The sequence below is a fragment of the Streptococcus sp. SCPM-O-B-15304 (M98) genome (genome assembly GCF_058200215.1).
The window spans coordinates 236,990-256,123 of sequence record NZ_JBYQGQ010000001.1 but is presented as its reverse complement, the minus strand read 5'-3'; the positions used below and the strand labels follow the sequence as shown (position 1 = coordinate 256,123).

Below are 19,134 nucleotides of genomic sequence, written 5' to 3'. Positions count from 1 at the left end.
TGGACTCGGCTTACTTGTTTGTTTCTTTTGTAAAATTGTTTTCATAGTATTGCTACTTTATCTTTCTGATATAAGTGTACTCTAAAAAAAGAGTTGGTTCCATAACATAACCTTACAAAAGAGGTCTGTAATCTTACATTTTTGTAAGATTGGATTATTTTTTTGATATGAACTACTATTAGTTTACCACAAATTTTTAAGCAAAAGAAAAACCCTTGATACTACAAGGGTTTAATACTTCAAATGAATGGTAATATGGTTACCAAAACCAACCTTCATTATCATCGATTGGTTCAGCCTCTTTAATCTTACGTGGTCCTGTTCCGTACATTTCTGCTTCGATATCTTCCTTTGTTGGCAAGATAGAGGCTAAGATGATGTAGATGATGATTCCAAGTCCAAAGTTTGCGATTGTAAAGATAGCAAAAATGAAGCGCACAAGGGTGACATCAAGATCCCATTTATCAGATAGTCCAGCAAGTACTCCTGATATCATACGATTTCGTCTCATTTTATAAAATTTTCTATTCATGATTTGTACCTCTTTCGGTATTCTTGTAATAAGTATAACATGAAATAAAAACTGCTTGCATCAGTCCTTAGGCGGATTTTGTAGGATAAGTTTGCCACGACAAAGACCACAACGATAACGTTTAGTATCAATTCGTCGCTTTCGTTGATAGGTTTGGTGACAAGTCTGACAAGTATAGACTAGAGCTGGTGTTTGATTAACACTTGATAAGGGAGGAACAAAGCGGAGCCCGTCCACTTCTTTTAACAGTTTCTTAAAGGCTACATCTTTATGTTTATACCCCTTGCCCTCATAGTATAGATGATAATGACAGAGTTCGTGACGGACAATTTTCCGAAAAACCTCTAAACCAAGTTCTTGATAGACTTTTGGATTAAAATCCAAATGCCCATCCTTTGGAAAGAATCGCCCACCTGTCGACCGTAGGCGAGTATTCCATTGAGCTTGGTGTTTGAAAGGTTTCCCAAAGTCTTCTAAAGAAACTTGTTTAACGTAATTAGTTAGATTCATCTGGTGCAAGGAGCGACAGATTTACTTTTTCTCGTTGGACATCAATCTTCTTCACCCAAACGGTTACCAAATCACCAACTGAAACGACTTGACTCGGATGCTTGATGAATCTCTTGCTCATGTGAGAGATATGAATCAGGCCATCCTCGTGAATACCAATGTCAACAAAGGCACCGAAGTCAACGACGTTACGAACAACGCCCTCAAGCTTCTGGCCAACTTTTAAGTCCATGATATCCAAAACATCCTGACGTAGGACTGGAGCATCAAAAGAATCACGGAAATCACGTCCTGGTTTGAGAAGGTCAGCGATAATGTCTTTAAGTGTTTCTTGACCGAGTTCTAGCTCTTGAGCCATTTCCTTGATTGAAACGGATTTTAGCTTGGCTTGCGCTTCTTCATTTAGGTCTTTAATATCTAAGCGTTTGAAGAGTTCCTTGACCGCTGCATAGTTTTCTGGGTGAACACCAGTATTGTCAAGGATGTTGCTGCTTTCAGGAATACGAAGGAAACCTGCAGCCTGCTCAAAAGCTTTTGCCCCTAGGCGAGGAACTTTCTTGATTTGGGCGCGTGAAGTGATTTTTCCTTCTTCTTCACGGTACTTAACGATATTTTCAGAGATGGTTTTGTTTAGTCCTGCAACATGTGAAAGCAAGGCTGGACTAGCTGTATTGATATTGACACCGACTTGGTTAACAACTGTATCCACCACGAAATCAAGACTTTCAGACAGTTTCTTCTGACTAACGTCATGCTGATATTGACCGACACCGATGGATTTAGGATCGATTTTAACCAATTCAGCAAGAGGATCTTGCAAACGGCGAGCAATTGAGATAGCAGAACGTTTTTCAACGGTTAGTTCTGGAAACTCCTGGCGGGCAAGTTCACTAGCTGAGTAGACAGACGCACCACTCTCATTGACAATGACATAGCTGACTTCTGGAAAATCCTTCAGTACTTCAGCAACAAAAGCTTCACTTTCACGACTGGCAGTACCATTCCCGATAGCGATGATTTCAACACCGTATTGGCCAATCAAATCTGCCAAATCACGCTTAGCTTCTTCAATCTGACGAGCTGAAGCTGGTTTGACTGGATAAATGACTTGTGTTGTCAGCATCTTACCAGTCGCATCAACGACCGCAAGCTTGGCACCTGTACGAAAGGCAGGGTCAAATCCAAGAACCACGCGCCCTTTTAGCGGTGCTACCAGAAGAAGATTACGGAGGTTTTCTGAGAAGAGTTGAATAGCTCCTTCTTCTGCCTTTTCTGTCAATTCAGTACGAATACGGCGCTCGATAGCTGGTAAGACTTTTTTCTTAACAGACTGCTGAACAACTTCGTCAATATAAGCATTCTTAACCTTAAAACGAGCAGCAAAGAAGGCTTGAATACGATCAGTCGCATGCTCAAAACCAATTTTCAAGACGCCTAACTTCTCACCACGATTAAGGGCAAGAGTACGATATCCCTGCATGTTAGCAACCGTCTCTGAGAAATCATAATAAATCTGAAAGACTTGCTTTTCATCCAAACTTTCGTCCTTGACTTGTGAAGTAATCTTAGAATGTCTAAGGACCTCTTGATAAGTCATCGAACGCAAATTGACATCCTCAGAGAGAGCTTCAACCAAAATATCAACTGCACCTGCTAAAGCATCTTGTGGAGTCTCGAATCCTTCACAGACAAATGCTTCTGCTTCTTTTTCTAGGTCAGAAACATTTTGTAAGATTAAGCGAGCAAGAGGGAAAAGCCCTGCCTCACGCGCAATTGTCGCCTTGGTGCGGCGTTTTTCTTTATAAGGAAGATAAAGTTCTTCAACATCTGCTAGTTTTTCAGCAGCTAAGATGGCTTCTTCCAATTCCTTGGTCAGCTTGCCTTGCTCTTTGATTTTTGCTAAAACTGCTTCTTTTCGATCATTTAGAGCAGTTAGACTTTTATCAAGGTCGATAATAGCTTTAATAGCCACCTCATCCAAACTACCAGTCATGTCTTTCCGATAACGAGCGATAAAGGGAATGGTTGCTCCTTCTGCTGTCAAAGACAAGACCGTATCAATTTGCTTTAAGCTTACACCCAAATCTTGGGAAATTTTTTCATATTTTTTATCCATGAAACTATTATACCATAAGGAAGAAAGCTTGTTTTCATTAATTTGTTGCTTTATTTCAACTTTATAAAGATAAAAAGGAAGTTGATTATAAAATATAACTATTTCCCAGAAATAATAGTATAATAGAGGTAACACAAAGAATCGAGGTATGCCTTATGGCTGTTAAATTTACAAAAACTGATGACTTAGATAAAATGTTCGAAGAGTTTGCCAAACTTCCTGATTTGAAACAAGTAACATTTCCAGACGACAAAGAGAAGAAAGATAAGGCAGAAAAGAAAAAATAGATGACACTCTTTCAAAGTCTACCTTCTAGTGTGTTACAAGCTGGCGCTATTTTTCTATCAATCATCATTGAAGCCCTACCCTTCGTCTTAATTGGTAGCATCATCTCTGGTGCTATTGAAGTCTACGTCACTCCTGAGAAGGTTTATACATTTCTCCCTAAAAATCGTTTGGGGAGAATCTTTTTTGGTACCTTCATTGGTTTTCTCTTTCCCTCTTGTGAGTGTGGGATTGTCCCTATCATCAATCGTTTCTTGGAGAAGAAGGTTCCAAGCTATACAGCTGTTCCCTTTCTAGTAACAGCTCCAATCATTAATCCCATCGTACTCTTTTCGACCTATTCAGCTTTTGGCAATTCCATTCAAATGGTTCTTCTAAGAGCTTTAGGGGCAATACTCATTGCTACGATATTGGGTATTTTCCTCGGATTTTTCTGGGAAGAATCGATTCAAAAAGAAAATAGATTGGCTTGTCATGAGCATGATTTTTCTCACTTGAGTAAAGGTCAAAAAATTCTTCAGGTCTTTATCCAAGCTATCGATGAATTCTTTGATATGGGACGTTATTTGGTTTTCGGTTGTCTGTTTGCTAGCATAGTTCAGGTTTATGTACCAACTAGGATCCTGACTTCTATCAGCGCAACACCACTACTTGCGATTGTTCTTCTGATGGTCTTATCTTTCCTACTATCCCTCTGTAGTGAAGCGGATGCCTTTATTGGATCTTCTCTTCTCTCAAGTTTTGGCTTTGCTCCAGTGCTTGCCTTTCTGGTTATAGGTCCCATGCTTGATGTCAAGAACTTACTCATGATGAAGAACTATCTCAAAACTCGCTTTATTTGGCATTTCATGACAATTGTAACTCTTGTTGTTCTTGTCTATTCTTATCTAGTCGGGGTGATGCTATGATACGATTTCTTATTCTGATGAGTTATTTTTTCTTAACCCTTTATCTAAAGCTATCAGGTAAACTCAATCAGTATCTAAACCTCCACTACTCTTATCTGGCTTATATCACCATGGTTTTGTCATTGTTACTAGCCATCGTTCAAGCCTATATTTGCTTCAAGCGTTTGAAAGAACATAGCCACTTACATAGTATTTCAGCCAAGCTTGCTAGTTTTGTCCTCTTAAGTTTGCCTTTGTTAGTTGGATTCACTTTTTCAACAGTTACTCTGGATTCACAAACAGTATCGGCAAAAGGATATTATTTCCCTTTGTCTGAAGGAACTGACAAGGCAATCCAAGCAAGTGAAGGAACGAGCAGTCAGTATCTCAAACCGGATACCAGTCGCTTTTATTCACAAACAGCTCATGAAAATATTATTCGGAAGAGTGCTGATAAGTACTTAGCTCAATCAAGTATTGTTATCAAGGATGAAAATTACTTAGAAATCATGGAAGCTATCTATGATTATCCAAATGAATTTGAAGGTAAAGAGATCGAGTTTATTGGGTTTGTCTACAACGATCCCAGTCACAGCGATAGTCAATTTGTCTTTCGCTTTGGTATCATGCACTGTATCGCTGATTCAGGAGTTTTTGGCCTATTGACCACTGGAAATACCAATCATTATGACAATAACACATGGGTGAGAGTCAAAGGAAAGATTAGCAATCGCTACCACAAGGAACTTAACCAAGTCCTTCCAACAATCGAAGTCCAGTCTTTCATAAAAGTGGACAAACCAGAGAATCCTTATGTTTACAAAGAATTTTAAAAAAGTAGCCTGAGTGGGCTACTTTTTGTTATCATCTCACAATATCTTTATACATATCTGGTCTTCTATCTCTATACAGACCCCAGTTCAGACGCTCTTTTGCACCTTTGTCAAGGTCATAAGTTGCTAACAGAACAGCGTCTCCTTGTCGTTCGGCTTGAGTTAGAATAGCTCCTGTTTCGTCGGTCATAAAGGATGAACCGTAGAAATTAAGGCTAGAACTTTGCCCTCCATTTTCCTCGCAAGGAGTGACTTCTTCCAAACCATAACGATTGGCTGCGATAACTGGAACGATATTAGCTGCAGCATGCCCTTGCATGGTACGTTGCCAATGTCCACAACTATCTGTATCCAAAATTGGCTCCGAACCAATGGCTGTTGGGTAAAAGAGTAATTCTGCACCATTTATGGCAAGGCAACGGGCTGTTTCAGGGAACCACTGATCCCAACAAATCCCAATACCAATTTTCGCATAGCGAGTATCCCAAACTTTGAAGCCTGTGTTTCCAGGAGTAAAGAAGAACTTTTCTTGATAATAGTGGTCATCTGGTATGTGTGTTTTTCGATAAACGCCTAATACTTCCCCATCAGCATCAATGACAGCAATAGAATTGTATAAGACATTACCATCTTTTTCATAGAAACTGATCGGTAAAACGACCTTTAGTTCCTTGGCAATTACTTTAAAATGCTGGATAGCCGTATTTTCTGACACCGACTGGGCATACTGGTAGTAGTCATACTGACGTTCCTGACAGAAATAGGGACGTTCAAACAACTCGGGCAAGAGAATAATTTGTGCGCCTTGTTCTGCAGCCCGACGTACTAAACGCTCTGCTGTTTGGATATTGGTTTCCACATCCTTAGCGCATTGCATCTGAATGGCTGCAACCGTTACATTTCTCATCTTTTTCTCCTATTCTGGAATTTGTTGGGTAATACAGTGGATATTCCCACCCCCTAAAAGAATATCTCTAGCTAGGATTCCTACGACTTCACGGTCTGGGAAGCACTGACTGAGAATATCTAAGGCCACTTGGTCGTTTTCGTCCTGAAATTGTGGCACCAAGACAGACTTATTGGCAATATAGAAGTTCACATAGGATGCTGCTAAACGTTCTCCTACATAACGCTCTTCTTCACCTTCTTCATATGAATAGCCCGGCAAATCTTCTTCCGTCACTACTTGATGGATAGCTGGAATCGGAAGTTTATGAATAGTGAAACTCCGGCCTTTTGCATCTGTTTCCTTCTCTAAAAGGGCAAGGTCAGCTGCTGACATGTGATACTGGGGATCACCCTGATCATCTGTCCAAGCTAAAACAATCTCCGCTGGACCAATAAAGGCTGCTACATTGTCGACGTGTTCGTTGGTTTCATCCTGATAAATACCATAAGGAAGCCAGATGACTTTTTCAGCACCAAGACTCTCTAGTAAGGTATTTTCAATCTCTTCTTTTGTCATATGAGGATTGCGACCCGGACTGAGAAGGCAACTTTCAGTCACAAGAATCGTTCCTTGACCGTCACTGTGAATAGCTCCGCCTTCCAGTACAAAAGGTTTGGCATCGTAAACAGGTATCTCTAAAACTTCTGCAAAGCGACTAGCGACTTGGTCATCTGCTTCATAGTCTTGGTAGAGACCATCCACAGCACCACCCCAGGCATTGAAAGACCAATCTACCGCCAACTTTTCCTTTTTATCGTTGACGAGAATAGTCGGACCCGTATCACGCGCCCAGGCATCATTGGTAGGAATATCTAGATAAACAACACTATCGCCTAGGTAGGATTGGGCTTCAGATAGATAGTCCTGCTCCACCAAAAGGTAGACTGTTTCCCCTTGGTCAATGGTTTTGATAATCTGGCTAAAAGCTTTTTTAGCAGCCTTGCCTTGAAAAGGCCAAGATCCTGGTCGTGTTGGCCATATCATGAGAGTACCATGATGGGGTTCATACTCTGCTGGCATACGATAGCCTAATTTTTTTGGACTGTCCATCATGATAATCTCTCCTTAAAGTCTTGATAGCCGAAGGCTTTGACTAAACAGCATTCACCCTCTTTATCCATCACATACAAACTTGGAAGCCCAATCCCGTTAAAGGTATTATTTTTGACAAAGGAGTAGATTGCCATATCTTCAAAGTAAAGTCTATCTCCGATCTCAACTGGATTTTCAAAACTATAGTCTCCAATGATATCTCCTGTTAGACAAGTATTGGAAGAAAGTCTATAAGTATAGGATTTTTCTTGCGCTTCAAAACCGTCTCTCAATGGGGGGCGATAAGGCATCTCTAGAACATCTGGCATATGGCAGCTTGCTGAAGCATCTAACACTAAGGTCTCAATCCCATTTTCAACGATGTCTAATACCTCAGTAGCTAAATAACCAGCATTAAGTGCAATGGCTTCTCCTGGTTCGATATAGACTTCAAGATTGTAAGTATTTCGGATACGCTTGATTTCGGAAATCAGCAAGTCCACATCATAGTCATCTCTTGTAATGTGATGTCCACCGCCCATATTGAGCCATTTGACCTCATGCAAATAAGGCCCAAACTGCTCTTCTACTGCTTTCAAGGTTGTCTCTAAATCATCTGCCCCCTGCTCACAAAGAGTATGAAAATGAAGCCCGTCAACCAAGTCCAGCAAATCACTAGGTATCTTGTCTGAAGTCACTCCAAAACGAGATCCTGGTGCACAAGGGTCATAGAGCGCGTGATCTCCCTGAGTAGAACACTGAGGATTGAGGCGTAGACCAACACCGATACCAGCTTCACGACAAGTTTCACCATATTTTCGTAGTTGTCTCTCTGAGTTAAAGACAATATGATTAGATATTTGAAGCAACTCTTCCATATCAGATTCCTTGAAAGCAGGCGCAAATACATGGACTTCCCCCGGAAATTCTTCCCTAGCTAACTTCGCTTCATAAAGTCCACTAGCTGTCGTACCTGACAGATACTGGCTAATCAAGGGATAGGTTTTATAGAGGGAATAAGCCTTTTGAGCTAGCAACACCTTACAACCGGCTTTTTCCTGAATCTCTTGCAGAATGCGGCAATTCTCTTCTAATTTTCCTAAGTCAATGATATAAGAAGGTGTTGGTACTTGTTCTAACTTCATCAGTCCACCATTTGTGGATTTTCAACCACAACCCATGGCAAGCCGTATTTATTTAAATCTTCCATGAATGGGTCTGGATCCAACTCTTCAAGGTTATAAACTCCAGGCTGTTTCCATGTACCATCCATCACTAATTTTGTCCCAATCATGGCTGGAACACCTGTTGTATAAGAAATGGCTTGTGATCCAACTTCTGCGTAGCATTCCTGATGGTCGCAAACATTGTAGATGTAGATAGTCTTTTCAACACCATCTTTAACACCTGTAAAGATACAGCCGATATTAGTTTTACCAACAGTGCGTGGGCCAAGGCTTGCAGGATCTGGAAGCAAGGCTTTCAAGAATTGGATAGGTACGATTTCTTGTCCGTTAAAGTTAATAGCATCTGTACGAAGGAGCCCAACGTTTTCCAAGCATTTCATGTGGGTTAGATAAGATTGACCAAAAGTCATGAAGAAACGAATACGTTTAACTCCTGGGATATTTTTAGCCAGTGATTCAATTTCTTCATGGTGAAGAAGATACATGTCTTTTTGACCAACCTGAGGGAAATCATATTCACGTTTGATAGACATTGCTTCAACTTCTACCCATTTTCCATCTTCCCAGTAAGAACCTGGTGCAGAAACCTCACGGAGGTTGATTTCTGGATTAAAGTTGGTCGCAAATGGATAACCGTGGTCACCACCATTACAGTCTAAAATGTCGATATAGTGGATTTCATCAAAGTAGTGTTTCAAAGCATACGCTGAAAAGACGCTGGTTACCCCTGGGTCAAAACCAGATCCAAGTAGAGCTGTCAAGCCTGCTTCTTTGAATTTTTCTTGGTAAGCCCATTGCCATGAGTAATCAAAATAAGCAGTAAATCCAAGCTCCTTACAACGTTTCTCATAAATCGCACGCCATTCAGGGTCTTCTGTATCCTCTGCCTCATAGTTGGCTGTGTCGATATAGTGAACTCCCGTTGCCAAGCAAGCATCCATAATTGTCAAATCTTGGTACGGTAGAGCTACGTTCAAAACGGCTTCTGGCTTGTAGCTTTCAATCAATGCAATGACTTCTTCGACATTATCAGCATCAAGAGCAGCTGTTTCAATTTTAGTACTTGTTTTGCCCTCTAATTTAGCTTTCAAGTCATCACATTTTGACTTTGTACGGCTAGCAATCATAATTTCTGTAAAAGTTTCGCTGTCTTGGCAAATCTTTGAAATAGCAACTTGGGCAACGCCCCCACATCCGATAACTAATAAACGACTCATTTTTTTCTTTCCTCTTCTTCTAAAATGTCTTCAACGTATTTTGGCAACATAAAGGCACCAACGTGTAAGTTTGCAGTATAGTATTCTGTGAATAGCTGGCGCTTTTTCCAGCCTTCCTTATCAAAATCTTTGACAGGGTGATATTTTTTCGATGCAAATCCAAATAACCAATAGCCAGCCGGACTGGTAGGGATATGTGCCTGATAAACTCGGCTGATTGGAAAGGCTTGATTGACCTTACGATGCATGCTTCGACAAGCCGACTCATCTTCGTCAAAGAAAGGACTACCATGCTGGTAGATCATAATACCGTCTTCTTTCAAGGCTCTGTAACTATTGCCGTAAAATTCCTTTGTAAAAAGACCTTCTGTATGTCCAAATGGATCAGTCGCATCATTGATGATAATGTCGTAATCATCTTCGCAGTTTCGTAAAAAGCGAAGCCCATTTTGGTAGTAAATGGTAACGCGAGGATCATCTAGCCCTGCAGCAAAGTCTGGAAAATACTCTCGACAGACCTCAACCAACATCTCATCCGGTTCCACGATATCGATTTGTTCCAATTCTGGATAGAGGGTTAATACCTGGGCAACACCACCGTCGCCACCCCCAATAACCAAGACTTTCTTAGGATTAGGATGGACAGCCATTGGAACATGAACTGTCATTTCATTGTAGACAAAGTCATCTGCATCTGAAAACAAGACATGCCCATTTAAAATCAATATCTTCCCAAAAGCAGGCGTGTCTAAAACTTCGATATCCTGCCATTCACTTTTACCAGCGTAGAGTTGTTTGGCTGTTCTCAGAGACAATTTCACATCTGGAGTATGAACTTCAGAAAACCATAAATCCATTTAGTTCTCCTTTCTCTCAATAACATTGATGTGATTGACCTCTGGATCTTCCGTTCCTTGGAGGGAACAACCACGTTCTTTGGCAAATTGGATATAATCAACAATTTCTCGTGTAATCCGTTCACCTGGCGCTAGGATTGGAATACCTGGAGGATAGCACATGACGAATTCACCACAGACCTGGCCAACAGACTCGTCCAGGGTTAAACTTCTTCTCTCTGAGTAGAAGGCTTCCTGAGGAGAAAGCACTAACTCAGGCTGGATATATTCTCCAGCAATCAAGTCTTTCCCATCTCTCGAGTAGAGTCTCTTGATATCAGCTAGAGCACCGACCAAGCGTTCAATGTCTTGGATACGGTCACCAATCGAAATGTAGGCCAAGATATTCCCAATATCGCCAAACTCAATCTGAATGTCATATTCATCCCGTAAGAGATCATAAACTTCAATCCCTGTTAGACCAATACCTTGTGTGTAAACTGACAGCTTGGTTACATCAAAATCACAAACTGAGACACCATCTACTAGTTCTTTTGAGTAGGCGTAGTAGCCACCGATGGCATTGATTTCTCGTCTAGCATATTCGGACAACTCAATGACCTTTTCAAAGGACTCTTTACCACGAAGGGCTAAGTTTCGACGTGAAACATCAAGACTCGACATCAGCAAGTAAGATGCTGATGTTGACTGTGACAGATTAATAATCTGACGTACGTACTCAGGATTCATCTGATCGCCAACTAAAAGAAGGGAACTTTGAGTCAAGCTACCACCGGACTTATGCATGGATACAGCTGACATATCTGCTCCTGCATCCATAGCGGATAGAGGAAGTTTATCTGTAAAGTGCAGATGAGCACCGTGCGCCTCGTCAACTAAGACTTTCATTCCTGCAGCGTGAGCCATCTCTGTTAGACCCTTAAGGTCTGAACAAATTCCATAGTAAGTTGGATTGTTGATTAGGATAGCCTTGGCATCTGGATGTTCCTGAATAGCTTGTGCTACACGGTCATTTTCAAGTCCCAGTGCGATACCGATTTTTGGATCCACACTCATCTCGATATAAATGGGAATGGCGCCACATAAAACGAGTGCATTAATAGCTGACTTATGAACGTTTCGGGGAAGGATGATTTTATCTCCTGCTTTACAGGTGGAGAGAATCATGGTCTGCACGGATGAAGTTGTTCCCCCAATCATTAAAAAGGTATGAGCCGCACCAAAAGCTTCTGCTGCTAGCTCTTCAGCTTCTCGAATAATCGAAATGGGATGCCCCAGATTGTCCAAGGGCTTCATAGAGTTAACATCTATACCTACACATTTTTCCCCTAAAAGTTCCACTAATTCTGGGTTACCACGGCCACGCTTATGACCAGGTACGTCAAATGGTACAATTCTTTTCTTTCGTAACTTGACCAACCCCTCATAGATGGGAGCTTGGTTTTGATTTAACATTATAAAGACATACTCCTTTATCATATTTTTTACACCTTAACCATGTAAGGCTCTAAAGGATACTTATGAAAAAAGAGCAGGTTGGCACCTGCTCTACAATCTACTGACGTGTTTATGTTTGTTTCTTTTGAGTATGTCTGTTCCTGATGTTTCCTAACTCTCTAGTAGCAAATATTACGTACTTTATTGATCGTTTCACAAGATGACGTGTGCTTTCACCACACTAACAAATCTATACGAATTAGGACAAGTGTCCTAACATCAACTTATAAAAGTAGGCTTTTAACCCTATCAATAATGTGGCTTTTCAACCACGCTTCGGCATTCAACCCTGCCTGTCCGTAGGCATTTTTTACTCGGGTTTATATTTGCTAGAAAACATCATCTCATTTTCTAAGCTTCATTACTATATCATGTTTTCAGATACTTGTAAAGTATTTTTAGAAACTTTTTTTAATAAATTCATTTTTTTGTTCGTGAAATTGCTTTAACTTAAAAATGGAAATCGTTTTAAATTTAAATCAAAAAACAAAAAAAGAAACTAAATAGATTAGTTTCTTTAATGAATCATAAGCATAATCAACTATTCAAAATCCTATCTAGTCATCTCGTGCTACTTGAACAGCTAGTTCAAAATCAATCATCAAATAATTTTCATCTAGACGGATGAGACTATAATACTCATTCCAAAATAGAGAGTCACTGTTGCTGGACCACTTTAATCCATACCACAATTGAGTAACATCACTTGTATGTGATGGGGGAATTGACCATAGATGCTTTTTAAAAGTTTCTTGAACAAGAGAAACATCCAGTCGAGTAGTCAAGTCAAGTTCATCTAACTTGAAAGTGATAGAATGTTTCTTTGCTTCTTCAATACTTTCCTTGTTAAATCGAACCTGAATAACCTTGGAATCTTCTAAAGCCTCATTCTGGTCCTCAGCACCGTAAAAGGAAATACTGCCCAGTACTATGCCATCTTTTGCCAGGAGATAGGGAGCGTAAGGAACAGCATTGCTATCAAGTCTGAAGCCTTTTTCGATAGTAACTGATTTATCTCCTGAATACTTTTGGAAATTACCATCTGTCAGGAGGTATTCGTAGTCGCTACCACCATCACCTTGTCTTGCATAGATATCAAATCCAGCTTCCATCAGATCACTTGCTTTTGTTTCTGCTAAAGCGATTTTACTTTCATTAATTTGCAAAATCGGTGCTTGAGGTGGCAAACCAATCGTGAGATTAAACATGACTCCTACCAGAAAGACCATAAAGGTTATAAGGAGGGCAAGCATAGACTTCCCAGTTCGTTTTCTTGCATTGAAAAGAGCCATTAGTGCAGGTAAGAGAATCATTTTGGCTAAAATAGAATTCCCAACACCACCTCTATTTAAGGTTTGAAAAGCAAAAATCCCCGCGATGGCAATCAGGGACAGGTAGACCAAAATCTCACCTAGACCCAGCTTTTCAGTTCGAGTTTGTTGGTTTACAGGCGTTTCGTATAATGACTGCCCATTCTCTTTCCTCTTTTTTAGAAAGAGATAAAACCCCAGACCAAGTAGCAGATTAAAGATTGCAAAAACTATTAAAGTATCTATTATCGCCGTTCTAGCCATGGCTCTCTACTCCTTTATGTTCTCTCTCAAATCTTATCTTTCTCTTTAGTACCCAATTCCCAATCAATAAAACCAGCAAGAAGAAGGGGCCGCCTTCTATGACCACAATCGGTAAAGCATGAATGTCAATGATTCCCATCTTTTTATCTTTAAGGATTTTGCTGATATTTTTAGCTCTATTTCTATAGAAAATGCTATAATGGAGCTAAGAAATTGTTTTATTGAATGTTAATAGGGGGAAGTAGTCATGTTCACTAGTATTATTTTAAGTTTTTATGCTCTTTTCTTTCTATCCTTGTCCTTTAGCATCTATCTCTATATTAGACTTGTAGTTGCGGTTAAAAAAGGCAAAGACATTCCCAAATGGATTTATAAACTTGGCCAAGCTGTTCAAGGAAGAATTCACGTCGACTATGAAGAAATCACTGATGCTAATGCCCTTAAAGAGATTCATTGGTTCTTGCTGATCTATTTAATCGTAAATCTACTCGTATTGGCTGGTTTCTACTATCATGGTAATAGCTTTCCTCAAGCCATTTATGAATGTTTGAAAAAACAATTTTTTATCGTACTTGTTAGTATGGTTTTAAAAAGTATTGGTAAATTTGTTGTACTGGCAATAAGCAAAAACTTTCATAACAGTCATGTCTATGCATCAACCAACGCTTTTGTCGGGACAGCTTTTTTAACGAGTTATGTTTTTATGTTTTGCATCATGATGAGTGGCCTTCCAGCTCAACCTGTTCCAGTAACCATTCAAGATACCACTGTCATTATCGGGGAGACCAAGGCTTCCGAACTTTTGGACCAAGGCTTTAACTTTGAAGATAAAAGTCCAGAGACTTCCATCACAAATCCCAAGAACGACCACTTCTACTACGGTCAGCTTCTTGAAGTCAAGCGGGATAATCAGTCCTATGGCTTTATGAGCCTTACTCCCACTGGTAAAGATACTGATCAACTCAAAAACTGCGTCGTCACCTATTACAGAACACCTAAGGATAACAATCAACTAGAAAATATTTCCATCAATCATGTCAAGCTAGCAAACCTCAAACTCCAAGATTTTCAAACACGAAAATTAATCGATATCTTTGAAGTCAATCCAGCTGATTATAATGTATCTGACACCGATGCCAACTTCATTCTGACCATTCAAACAGCAGATTACGACCTCTGGAAAAGGTATCGGATTGAAGCTAAGTTTAATTCAGATGGTTCCCTAGATAGCTATGGTGTTAGAGCCCAGCACAGCATGTGGGAATGATTGACCATTTCCCCCTTTATCACATAAGCATTAAACTGGAAAAATATCTTCGACAAGTTTATAGGTTTCGATGAATCTAAGGCCAGAGGAACCTTTATCTCTAGTGATTTCTTCATAAATATCTTCTAAATTTTGGGCAGGTGCTAGCATCCAAAGACTAAAAGGTCTAAGTTTCACCTGTCCAATTTTTTCAATATTTTCTAATAATTGCCCTAAATCTTTGTGATTGAACCAGCAATCTGTAACTAGAGCAAACTTTGTATTGTCCATCTTACAGGAGATTTGACTGGTCAAAAAATCATCGATGGAGGGCTTTTTTGTTTGTAAGAGGCGCGTGCAAGCTAGATGATACTCAAGCTTTCTAGGACTCTGCTCAACCATAGATACAAAGACAAGACCATACTCATCTTGGAACTTAACAGCAAGGATATCCCCTTCTTCAAAATAAGGTTTGCGTTTAGTTTTGGCTTTAGGGACCTTTAGAGGCCTAGGATTTTTAGTTTGCAGCTGGAGAGCAAGTTTTTCCAAGACCTTTTGCCTTTGCTTCAAAGCCTTTGGTTCTATTTCCAACCAAAATGGATCAGCCCCTTTTTTTATAAGCTCTAAGGTTTTATCTCTGATGTCGTCTGTCAGGTGACCAATCTTCCACAGTGAGTAGGCAAGAGCTGTCCAATAAATTTCTGTAAAAAAGTCTGTTTGACAGTAATCTTTTTCCGCATCGAGAATATCCTTGATGATATTCGCTACATGTTCACCGTCTCTATAGCGACCGACTACTTCATTGTAAATGTCATAACCTTGATCACTGTCAATGATTTTAACGCCATCAATAGCCATTCTCAACTCCTAATGTTCAATCGACATCTTATTTCTAAATCTCAAAACTTATTTAATCTTATGCTTGTTCATTTTTTCTTGGAAAATATCTGTAAGAATTTGTTGCAATTCTTGAGCTTCCTTTTCAGGAAGTTGGCCTTCTTGTTCAGCTACAGCATACAATTCTGGATACTCAAGTGAAATTCTCTTGACTGTACGTGTAATGGCATGTTTTCTAACAAAAAATGGAATTCGTTTAATCATATCTTCAGGAATTAAGGCGATAATCTTATCGGCAGTTTCCTTATCGTTAAGCTTAGAGAATGTTAGTCCCTTTTTAATCATTTCTTGTTCTTTTTCTGTAAAATCTTGTAATTCCATATGTCTACTCCTCATCTTCTGTCACTTCCCAAACCTCTGCTTGGTAAGGATCACCATCTTCATCGTATCGATTGATATACCCAATAAATCGTTCATTTCTTCTTGGTCTCTGCTGGTTTCCCTTGATAACCCAAACAGCCCATACTCCGATTAAGACAAAAATTATGAATGCCAGTACTACTTCCATTTCATTACCATCCTTTAGAATTGAACCCACTTATCATTATCCATAATAAAGGGTTTCGCTAAACCTTCACCTGTATAGTTTTCGTATTTTGTATCTAGATATTTGTAACAATCTTCCTTGGTCGCAAATTTGATGGCTTGATAAGGCTCCTCAAAGGTTAATTTTTCAACAAAGAGATAGCCATCCTCGCTTGGCACAAGGATCCCGACATGGCCAATAAAGAGGGATTGCCCATCCAAGTCATCATGGACGACTACGGACAGCATTCTTGCATTTTCATTAAACTTGAATTGAGAAAGGAATTTTTCCATCTTTGCAGCATGAACTTTGACATCAGTCGTTGCTTCGGTCTTGACTCTTGAGAATAAAATATCAAAAGCATCCTTGTCTTCTGCATCAAAGACCTTACCTTTGTCAATGGCATCATTATCGACAAACAAGAGAGAATCATCTTTCTCTAATTTAGGAATTTCGATAGAATTTTTTAATAAACAATAACTGTTAATACGACAGTTAGTACCGACAAAATCACCCTTTTTAGGCGTCCAAAGATTGCTTATCTTTTCAACATCATAGTCTGTTTTGGTAAATGTAGAAAAATCTCCAGTCAAGCCTACTGAACCGACAGTTGCGTTGTAATCATTTACAAGGTTGAAAAATGCATCGACACTATCTTTATCCAAATGTGCAGCCAAGGCTTTTCGAACTTCTTCTTCGCTTTCCTTGTTATTAAGATTGCTATAGGTTCCTTTGTAGCTTTCTTTACCTGAGCTAGCCACCTTAGTAGTTGAACTATTCTGTTTTTCCGTAGATTGGTTTTGGTTTGTAACACAGGCAGCTAAAGTAAAGATAGCTAAAACACAGCAGCTCATTAATCTGATTTTTTTAGATACTTTCATAAAATGTTTCCTTTTTAACTAAGATTTTTCAGGTCGATAAGCTTCTCTTATATTATAGTTCAAATTTATTTTAAGTCCAAGCATTTTGCTAAGTAAAGTAGATTTTAAATCATTAAAAAGGAAGCTGGCACATGGCACGCTCCCTAATAAGTGAAATATCTATGAAAAATTTAATTTTAGTCACCTTTTAGCTGTACCTGTGTATGAGCTAGCAGGTCACCTAGATGTCGTTTGTCTTTCCTGAAAACCATCATTGCAAGTAGGGCAACTGCGAGGAGAGTAGCTAGAAACGAGAGAATAATAGATAAGGAATCAAACTCACTATAGAAACCATGTATCGTGCCCATATGACCTATTTGCCAAGGAAAAAATTTAATGGTGTTTCTAAGCAAGCTAGCTTGCACTGTTTTTTTCTTGTAAACCAATTGAAGTCCTGCTTTCGCCTTCCCGAAACTCCCATTTTTTGTATAATCAAAGAATGTAAAAAGTAGAATGATTGGCAAAACAGAGGTAAAAAATACAAGACACTGCGACTGAATTTCTGTAAACTCTGGAATACCATTAAAAAAAATAGTGTAAAAAAGCATAGAACCTAAAAACAGAAGTGCTAAATAAGCTAGAATGAAAAGATAATCAAATAGTAATTCAATCATTCTTTTTTTTAACGAAATAGAATTAATTGCTAAAATCTTCGTCATCATCGCCTCCTTTATTATCCACTATTCTTGTCAAAAGTTTATTATTCTTTCGGTTGAGAATAGACCTCGATATGCTGACCTAGGACCTTAATTTCCACTGGTAGGTCATCCGATTTGTCACCATCAACATCCGTTTCTAATGCAATATCTGAAGAAATTTTTATATGACGAGCTTTTATATACTCGATATTCTCATTTACGACAACATCACCTTTTAATAAATCAGGGATAACTGACAATTTAGTAAGGATTGAGGCATCTTTTAGAATCAAAATATTGGCATAGCCATCCTTATTTTCGTTAAAGATTTTTTTGTCAGCGAAATAATTGGTAAGGAGAACCAAGACATGGCTGGCTGGGCCAATATAATTTCCATTTTCTGTCTCAACTCTAATGTTAAATGTTTGATCAGTAACGACAGAGTTCATGGTGTTAATAGCATAGGCTAGCATACCAAACTTTGTTTTATCTTCTATCCCAACGTTATGAATGGCTTCTGGTATTGAACCAATGCTAAAGATATAACCAAAATAATTACCGTTTGATTTGCCAATGTCAATCTTATTCGTAGAACTAAAATCAAGCTCGTCAATGGCACCATCAATATCTTGATTGATTTCTAATAGTTTCGTGATGAGGTTTCCAGTTCCTCCTGGGATAATCGCAAGTTTAGGAATGTAGTCTTTTTCAGCAATACCGGAGATGGCTTCATTGACAGTCCCATCCCCACCAAAAACAAGGACAGCATCATACTTCTCCCTAGAAGCTTCTTCTGAAAAGTTTGTCGCATCAAGAGCTTTCTCAGTGAATCTGGTCTCAACATGCTCAAAATAATCTAAGGCTTTATTCTCGAGTTTGACTTTATAATCCAAGGCTTTTTCGCCACCAGATGTTGGATTAATAATCACCATTATTTTATTCATATATCAATCTCCTGTCATTAGATTTCCGTACTTTAACTAGCCTTGTCAAGTTTCTTCCAGATAAATTTTGACCGCTTGGTATTCCTGTTCTTTAGCATAGGCAAACACCTCTGAAGCTCTAATGTAATCAAAGATATTTTCCTCTAAATCTTCATCCCAAATCGATTCATGAAATATTTCATTCTCTTGACATGCTTCATAGAAAATATCGAGGTGAACTTGATAAAACTCTTCATCTTCATTTGGAGCTTGCCTTACTAAGGATAGTTGAAACAAGGGCTTATCAGATATAGCTGTAAATGTCCCTGTTTCAAATAAAATCATCTCATCCTCAATAGGAACACTACACAAGTCTTCAAAGATGGCTACCATATCCTCTAAGGGCATCTTATCGGTAATTTTTTCTCTTAAAAATTTAAGTGATTGTTTCATGTTTTTTCCTCTTTCTAGATGAATTTTCGTTCTTGGAAAAATCCTATTAAAAAAT

General features: G+C 39.1%; 21 protein-coding genes. 4 read left to right on the top strand and 17 right to left on the bottom strand.

Features of this window, described 5'->3' with window-relative positions; genetic code table 11:
* Positions 1 to 259: 259 nt before the first annotated feature.
* The 3 genes from AC3E7H_RS01215 to AC3E7H_RS01205 are packed head-to-tail and all read right to left on the bottom strand — an operon-like array spanning position 260 to position 3,158.
* Positions 260 to 532, bottom strand: coding sequence for a PspC domain-containing protein (locus AC3E7H_RS01215; RefSeq protein ID WP_049548413.1), 273 nt, complete (start codon positions 530 to 532; stop codon positions 260 to 262).
* Between the two features lie 60 nt (positions 533 to 592).
* Complete coding sequence (locus AC3E7H_RS01210) at positions 593 to 1,042, bottom strand: SprT family protein (RefSeq protein WP_049548412.1); 450 nt, start codon at positions 1,040 to 1,042, stop codon at positions 593 to 595.
* Positions 1,029 to 3,158 carry a Tex family protein gene (locus AC3E7H_RS01205; protein ID WP_075228576.1) on the bottom strand — a complete coding sequence of 710 codons (2,130 nt, stop codon included), beginning with the start codon at positions 3,156 to 3,158 and terminating at the stop codon, positions 1,029 to 1,031. Before AC3E7H_RS01205 ends, AC3E7H_RS01210 begins: the two co-directional genes overlap by 14 nt.
* A 155-nt stretch (positions 3,159 to 3,313) precedes the next feature.
* Between AC3E7H_RS01205 and AC3E7H_RS01200 the strand changes: the two genes are divergently transcribed.
* Genes AC3E7H_RS01200 through AC3E7H_RS01190 form a run of 3 tightly spaced genes read left to right on the top strand, consistent with a single transcriptional unit; the run spans position 3,314 to position 5,163 of the window.
* The gene (locus AC3E7H_RS01200; protein ID WP_000268695.1) at positions 3,314 to 3,445 is read left to right on the top strand and encodes an SPJ_0845 family protein; all 132 of its coding nucleotides are present in this window, start codon (positions 3,314 to 3,316) and stop codon (positions 3,443 to 3,445) included.
* Positions 3,446 to 4,351, top strand: coding sequence for a permease (locus AC3E7H_RS01195; protein ID WP_075228575.1), 906 nt, complete (start codon positions 3,446 to 3,448; stop codon positions 4,349 to 4,351).
* Positions 4,348 to 5,163, top strand: coding sequence for a TIGR03943 family putative permease subunit (locus AC3E7H_RS01190; protein WP_075228574.1), 816 nt, complete (start codon positions 4,348 to 4,350; stop codon positions 5,161 to 5,163). The genes AC3E7H_RS01195 and AC3E7H_RS01190 overlap by 4 nt, the downstream gene beginning before the upstream one ends.
* Positions 5,164 to 5,194: 31 nt before the next feature.
* Here AC3E7H_RS01190 and aguB read toward each other — a convergent pair whose 3' ends face one another.
* The 7 genes from aguB to AC3E7H_RS01155 all read right to left on the bottom strand — a co-directional run bounded on the left by aguB (position 5,195) and on the right by AC3E7H_RS01155 (position 13,476).
* Positions 5,195 to 6,070: an N-carbamoylputrescine amidase gene (gene aguB, locus AC3E7H_RS01185; protein WP_001246771.1), complete on the bottom strand. Its 876-nt coding sequence runs from the start codon at positions 6,068 to 6,070 to the stop codon at positions 5,195 to 5,197.
* A gap of 9 nt (positions 6,071 to 6,079) precedes the next feature.
* On the bottom strand, positions 6,080 to 7,165 hold the full coding sequence (gene aguA, locus AC3E7H_RS01180) for an agmatine deiminase (RefSeq protein WP_000969477.1): 1,086 nt from the start codon (positions 7,163 to 7,165) through the stop codon (positions 6,080 to 6,082).
* Positions 7,162 to 8,289, bottom strand: a complete 1,128-nt coding sequence (nspC, locus tag AC3E7H_RS01175; protein WP_000764393.1) for a carboxynorspermidine decarboxylase — start codon at positions 8,287 to 8,289, stop codon at positions 7,162 to 7,164. The genes aguA and nspC overlap by 4 nt, the downstream gene beginning before the upstream one ends.
* Positions 8,289 to 9,548, bottom strand: coding sequence for a saccharopine dehydrogenase family protein (locus AC3E7H_RS01170; RefSeq protein WP_000088788.1), 1,260 nt, complete (start codon positions 9,546 to 9,548; stop codon positions 8,289 to 8,291). Before AC3E7H_RS01170 ends, nspC begins: the two co-directional genes overlap by 1 nt.
* Positions 9,545 to 10,405, bottom strand: a complete 861-nt coding sequence (speE, locus tag AC3E7H_RS01165) for a polyamine aminopropyltransferase (RefSeq protein ID WP_000366716.1) — start codon at positions 10,403 to 10,405, stop codon at positions 9,545 to 9,547. Before speE ends, AC3E7H_RS01170 begins: the two co-directional genes overlap by 4 nt.
* Positions 10,406 to 11,860 carry an aminotransferase class I/II-fold pyridoxal phosphate-dependent enzyme gene (locus tag AC3E7H_RS01160; protein ID WP_075228572.1) on the bottom strand — a complete coding sequence of 485 codons (1,455 nt, stop codon included), beginning with the start codon at positions 11,858 to 11,860 and terminating at the stop codon, positions 10,406 to 10,408.
* Between the two features lie 599 nt (positions 11,861 to 12,459).
* Entirely contained in the window at positions 12,460 to 13,476 is a 1,017-nt protein-coding gene (locus AC3E7H_RS01155; RefSeq protein ID WP_490675964.1) for a hypothetical protein, read from the bottom strand.
* 247 nt (positions 13,477 to 13,723) lie between these two features.
* On the opposite strand from AC3E7H_RS01155, the gene AC3E7H_RS01150 reads away from it, so the two are divergent.
* Positions 13,724 to 14,743 (top strand): hypothetical protein, encoded by a 1,020-nt coding sequence (locus tag AC3E7H_RS01150; protein WP_000495162.1) that lies wholly within the window; start codon positions 13,724 to 13,726, stop codon positions 14,741 to 14,743.
* 30 nt (positions 14,744 to 14,773) lie between these two features.
* On the opposite strand, the gene AC3E7H_RS01145 is transcribed toward AC3E7H_RS01150, so the two are convergent.
* The 7 genes from AC3E7H_RS01145 to AC3E7H_RS01115 all read right to left on the bottom strand — a co-directional run bounded on the left by AC3E7H_RS01145 (position 14,774) and on the right by AC3E7H_RS01115 (position 19,079).
* On the bottom strand, positions 14,774 to 15,580 hold the full coding sequence (locus AC3E7H_RS01145; RefSeq protein WP_000963200.1) for a hypothetical protein: 807 nt from the start codon (positions 15,578 to 15,580) through the stop codon (positions 14,774 to 14,776).
* A gap of 48 nt (positions 15,581 to 15,628) precedes the next feature.
* The gene (locus AC3E7H_RS01140) at positions 15,629 to 15,940 is read right to left on the bottom strand and encodes a hypothetical protein (RefSeq protein ID WP_000422664.1); all 312 of its coding nucleotides are present in this window, start codon (positions 15,938 to 15,940) and stop codon (positions 15,629 to 15,631) included.
* A gap of 4 nt (positions 15,941 to 15,944) precedes the next feature.
* A complete protein-coding gene (locus AC3E7H_RS01135) occupies positions 15,945 to 16,127 on the bottom strand; it encodes a hypothetical protein (protein ID WP_000454373.1) in 183 nt (60 codons plus the stop codon).
* 14 nt (positions 16,128 to 16,141) lie between these two features.
* Positions 16,142 to 17,026 (bottom strand): DUF4300 family protein, encoded by an 885-nt coding sequence (locus tag AC3E7H_RS01130; RefSeq protein WP_000868693.1) that lies wholly within the window; start codon positions 17,024 to 17,026, stop codon positions 16,142 to 16,144.
* A gap of 176 nt (positions 17,027 to 17,202) precedes the next feature.
* The gene (locus AC3E7H_RS01125) at positions 17,203 to 17,724 is read right to left on the bottom strand and encodes an RDD family protein (protein ID WP_000161461.1); all 522 of its coding nucleotides are present in this window, start codon (positions 17,722 to 17,724) and stop codon (positions 17,203 to 17,205) included.
* 41 nt (positions 17,725 to 17,765) lie between these two features.
* Positions 17,766 to 18,647 (bottom strand): diacylglycerol/lipid kinase family protein, encoded by an 882-nt coding sequence (locus tag AC3E7H_RS01120; RefSeq protein WP_001033741.1) that lies wholly within the window; start codon positions 18,645 to 18,647, stop codon positions 17,766 to 17,768.
* A gap of 45 nt (positions 18,648 to 18,692) precedes the next feature.
* Complete coding sequence (locus tag AC3E7H_RS01115) at positions 18,693 to 19,079, bottom strand: hypothetical protein (RefSeq protein ID WP_000814174.1); 387 nt, start codon at positions 19,077 to 19,079, stop codon at positions 18,693 to 18,695.
* Between the last annotated feature and the right edge of the window lie 55 nt (positions 19,080 to 19,134).

Excerpts from the sequence above, each read along its gene's own strand:
- AC3E7H_RS01195 (WP_075228575.1), top strand. The coding sequence starts at position 3,446 with ATGACACTCTTTCAAAGTCTACCTTCTAGTGTGTTACAAGCTGGCGCT.
- AC3E7H_RS01170 (WP_000088788.1), bottom strand. The coding sequence starts at position 9,548 with ATGAGTCGTTTATTAGTTATCGGATGTGGGGGCGTTGCCCAAGTTGCT.
- AC3E7H_RS01205 (WP_075228576.1), bottom strand. The coding sequence starts at position 3,158 with ATGGATAAAAAATATGAAAAAATTTCCCAAGATTTGGGTGTAAGCTTA.
- AC3E7H_RS01210 (WP_049548412.1), bottom strand. The coding sequence starts at position 1,042 with ATGAATCTAACTAATTACGTTAAACAAGTTTCTTTAGAAGACTTTGGG.
- AC3E7H_RS01145 (WP_000963200.1), bottom strand. The coding sequence starts at position 15,580 with ATGGCTATTGATGGCGTTAAAATCATTGACAGTGATCAAGGTTATGAC.
- aguB (WP_001246771.1), bottom strand. The coding sequence starts at position 6,070 with ATGAGAAATGTAACGGTTGCAGCCATTCAGATGCAATGCGCTAAGGAT.
- AC3E7H_RS01135 (WP_000454373.1), bottom strand. The coding sequence starts at position 16,127 with ATGGAAGTAGTACTGGCATTCATAATTTTTGTCTTAATCGGAGTATGG.
- AC3E7H_RS01200 (WP_000268695.1), top strand. The coding sequence starts at position 3,314 with ATGGCTGTTAAATTTACAAAAACTGATGACTTAGATAAAATGTTCGAA.
- AC3E7H_RS01190 (WP_075228574.1), top strand. The coding sequence starts at position 4,348 with ATGATACGATTTCTTATTCTGATGAGTTATTTTTTCTTAACCCTTTAT.
- AC3E7H_RS01120 (WP_001033741.1), bottom strand. The coding sequence starts at position 18,647 with ATGAATAAAATAATGGTGATTATTAATCCAACATCTGGTGGCGAAAAA.
- AC3E7H_RS01215 (WP_049548413.1), bottom strand. The coding sequence starts at position 532 with ATGAATAGAAAATTTTATAAAATGAGACGAAATCGTATGATATCAGGA.
- AC3E7H_RS01155 (WP_490675964.1), bottom strand. The coding sequence starts at position 13,476 with ATGGCTAGAACGGCGATAATAGATACTTTAATAGTTTTTGCAATCTTT.
- AC3E7H_RS01130 (WP_000868693.1), bottom strand. The coding sequence starts at position 17,026 with ATGAAAGTATCTAAAAAAATCAGATTAATGAGCTGCTGTGTTTTAGCT.
- AC3E7H_RS01115 (WP_000814174.1), bottom strand. The coding sequence starts at position 19,079 with ATGAAACAATCACTTAAATTTTTAAGAGAAAAAATTACCGATAAGATG.
- AC3E7H_RS01150 (WP_000495162.1), top strand. The coding sequence starts at position 13,724 with ATGTTCACTAGTATTATTTTAAGTTTTTATGCTCTTTTCTTTCTATCC.
- AC3E7H_RS01140 (WP_000422664.1), bottom strand. The coding sequence starts at position 15,940 with ATGGAATTACAAGATTTTACAGAAAAAGAACAAGAAATGATTAAAAAG.
- AC3E7H_RS01125 (WP_000161461.1), bottom strand. The coding sequence starts at position 17,724 with ATGACGAAGATTTTAGCAATTAATTCTATTTCGTTAAAAAAAAGAATG.
- AC3E7H_RS01160 (WP_075228572.1), bottom strand. The coding sequence starts at position 11,860 with ATGTTAAATCAAAACCAAGCTCCCATCTATGAGGGGTTGGTCAAGTTA.
- nspC (WP_000764393.1), bottom strand. The coding sequence starts at position 8,289 with ATGAAGTTAGAACAAGTACCAACACCTTCTTATATCATTGACTTAGGA.
- speE (WP_000366716.1), bottom strand. The coding sequence starts at position 10,405 with ATGGATTTATGGTTTTCTGAAGTTCATACTCCAGATGTGAAATTGTCT.
- aguA (WP_000969477.1), bottom strand. The coding sequence starts at position 7,165 with ATGATGGACAGTCCAAAAAAATTAGGCTATCGTATGCCAGCAGAGTAT.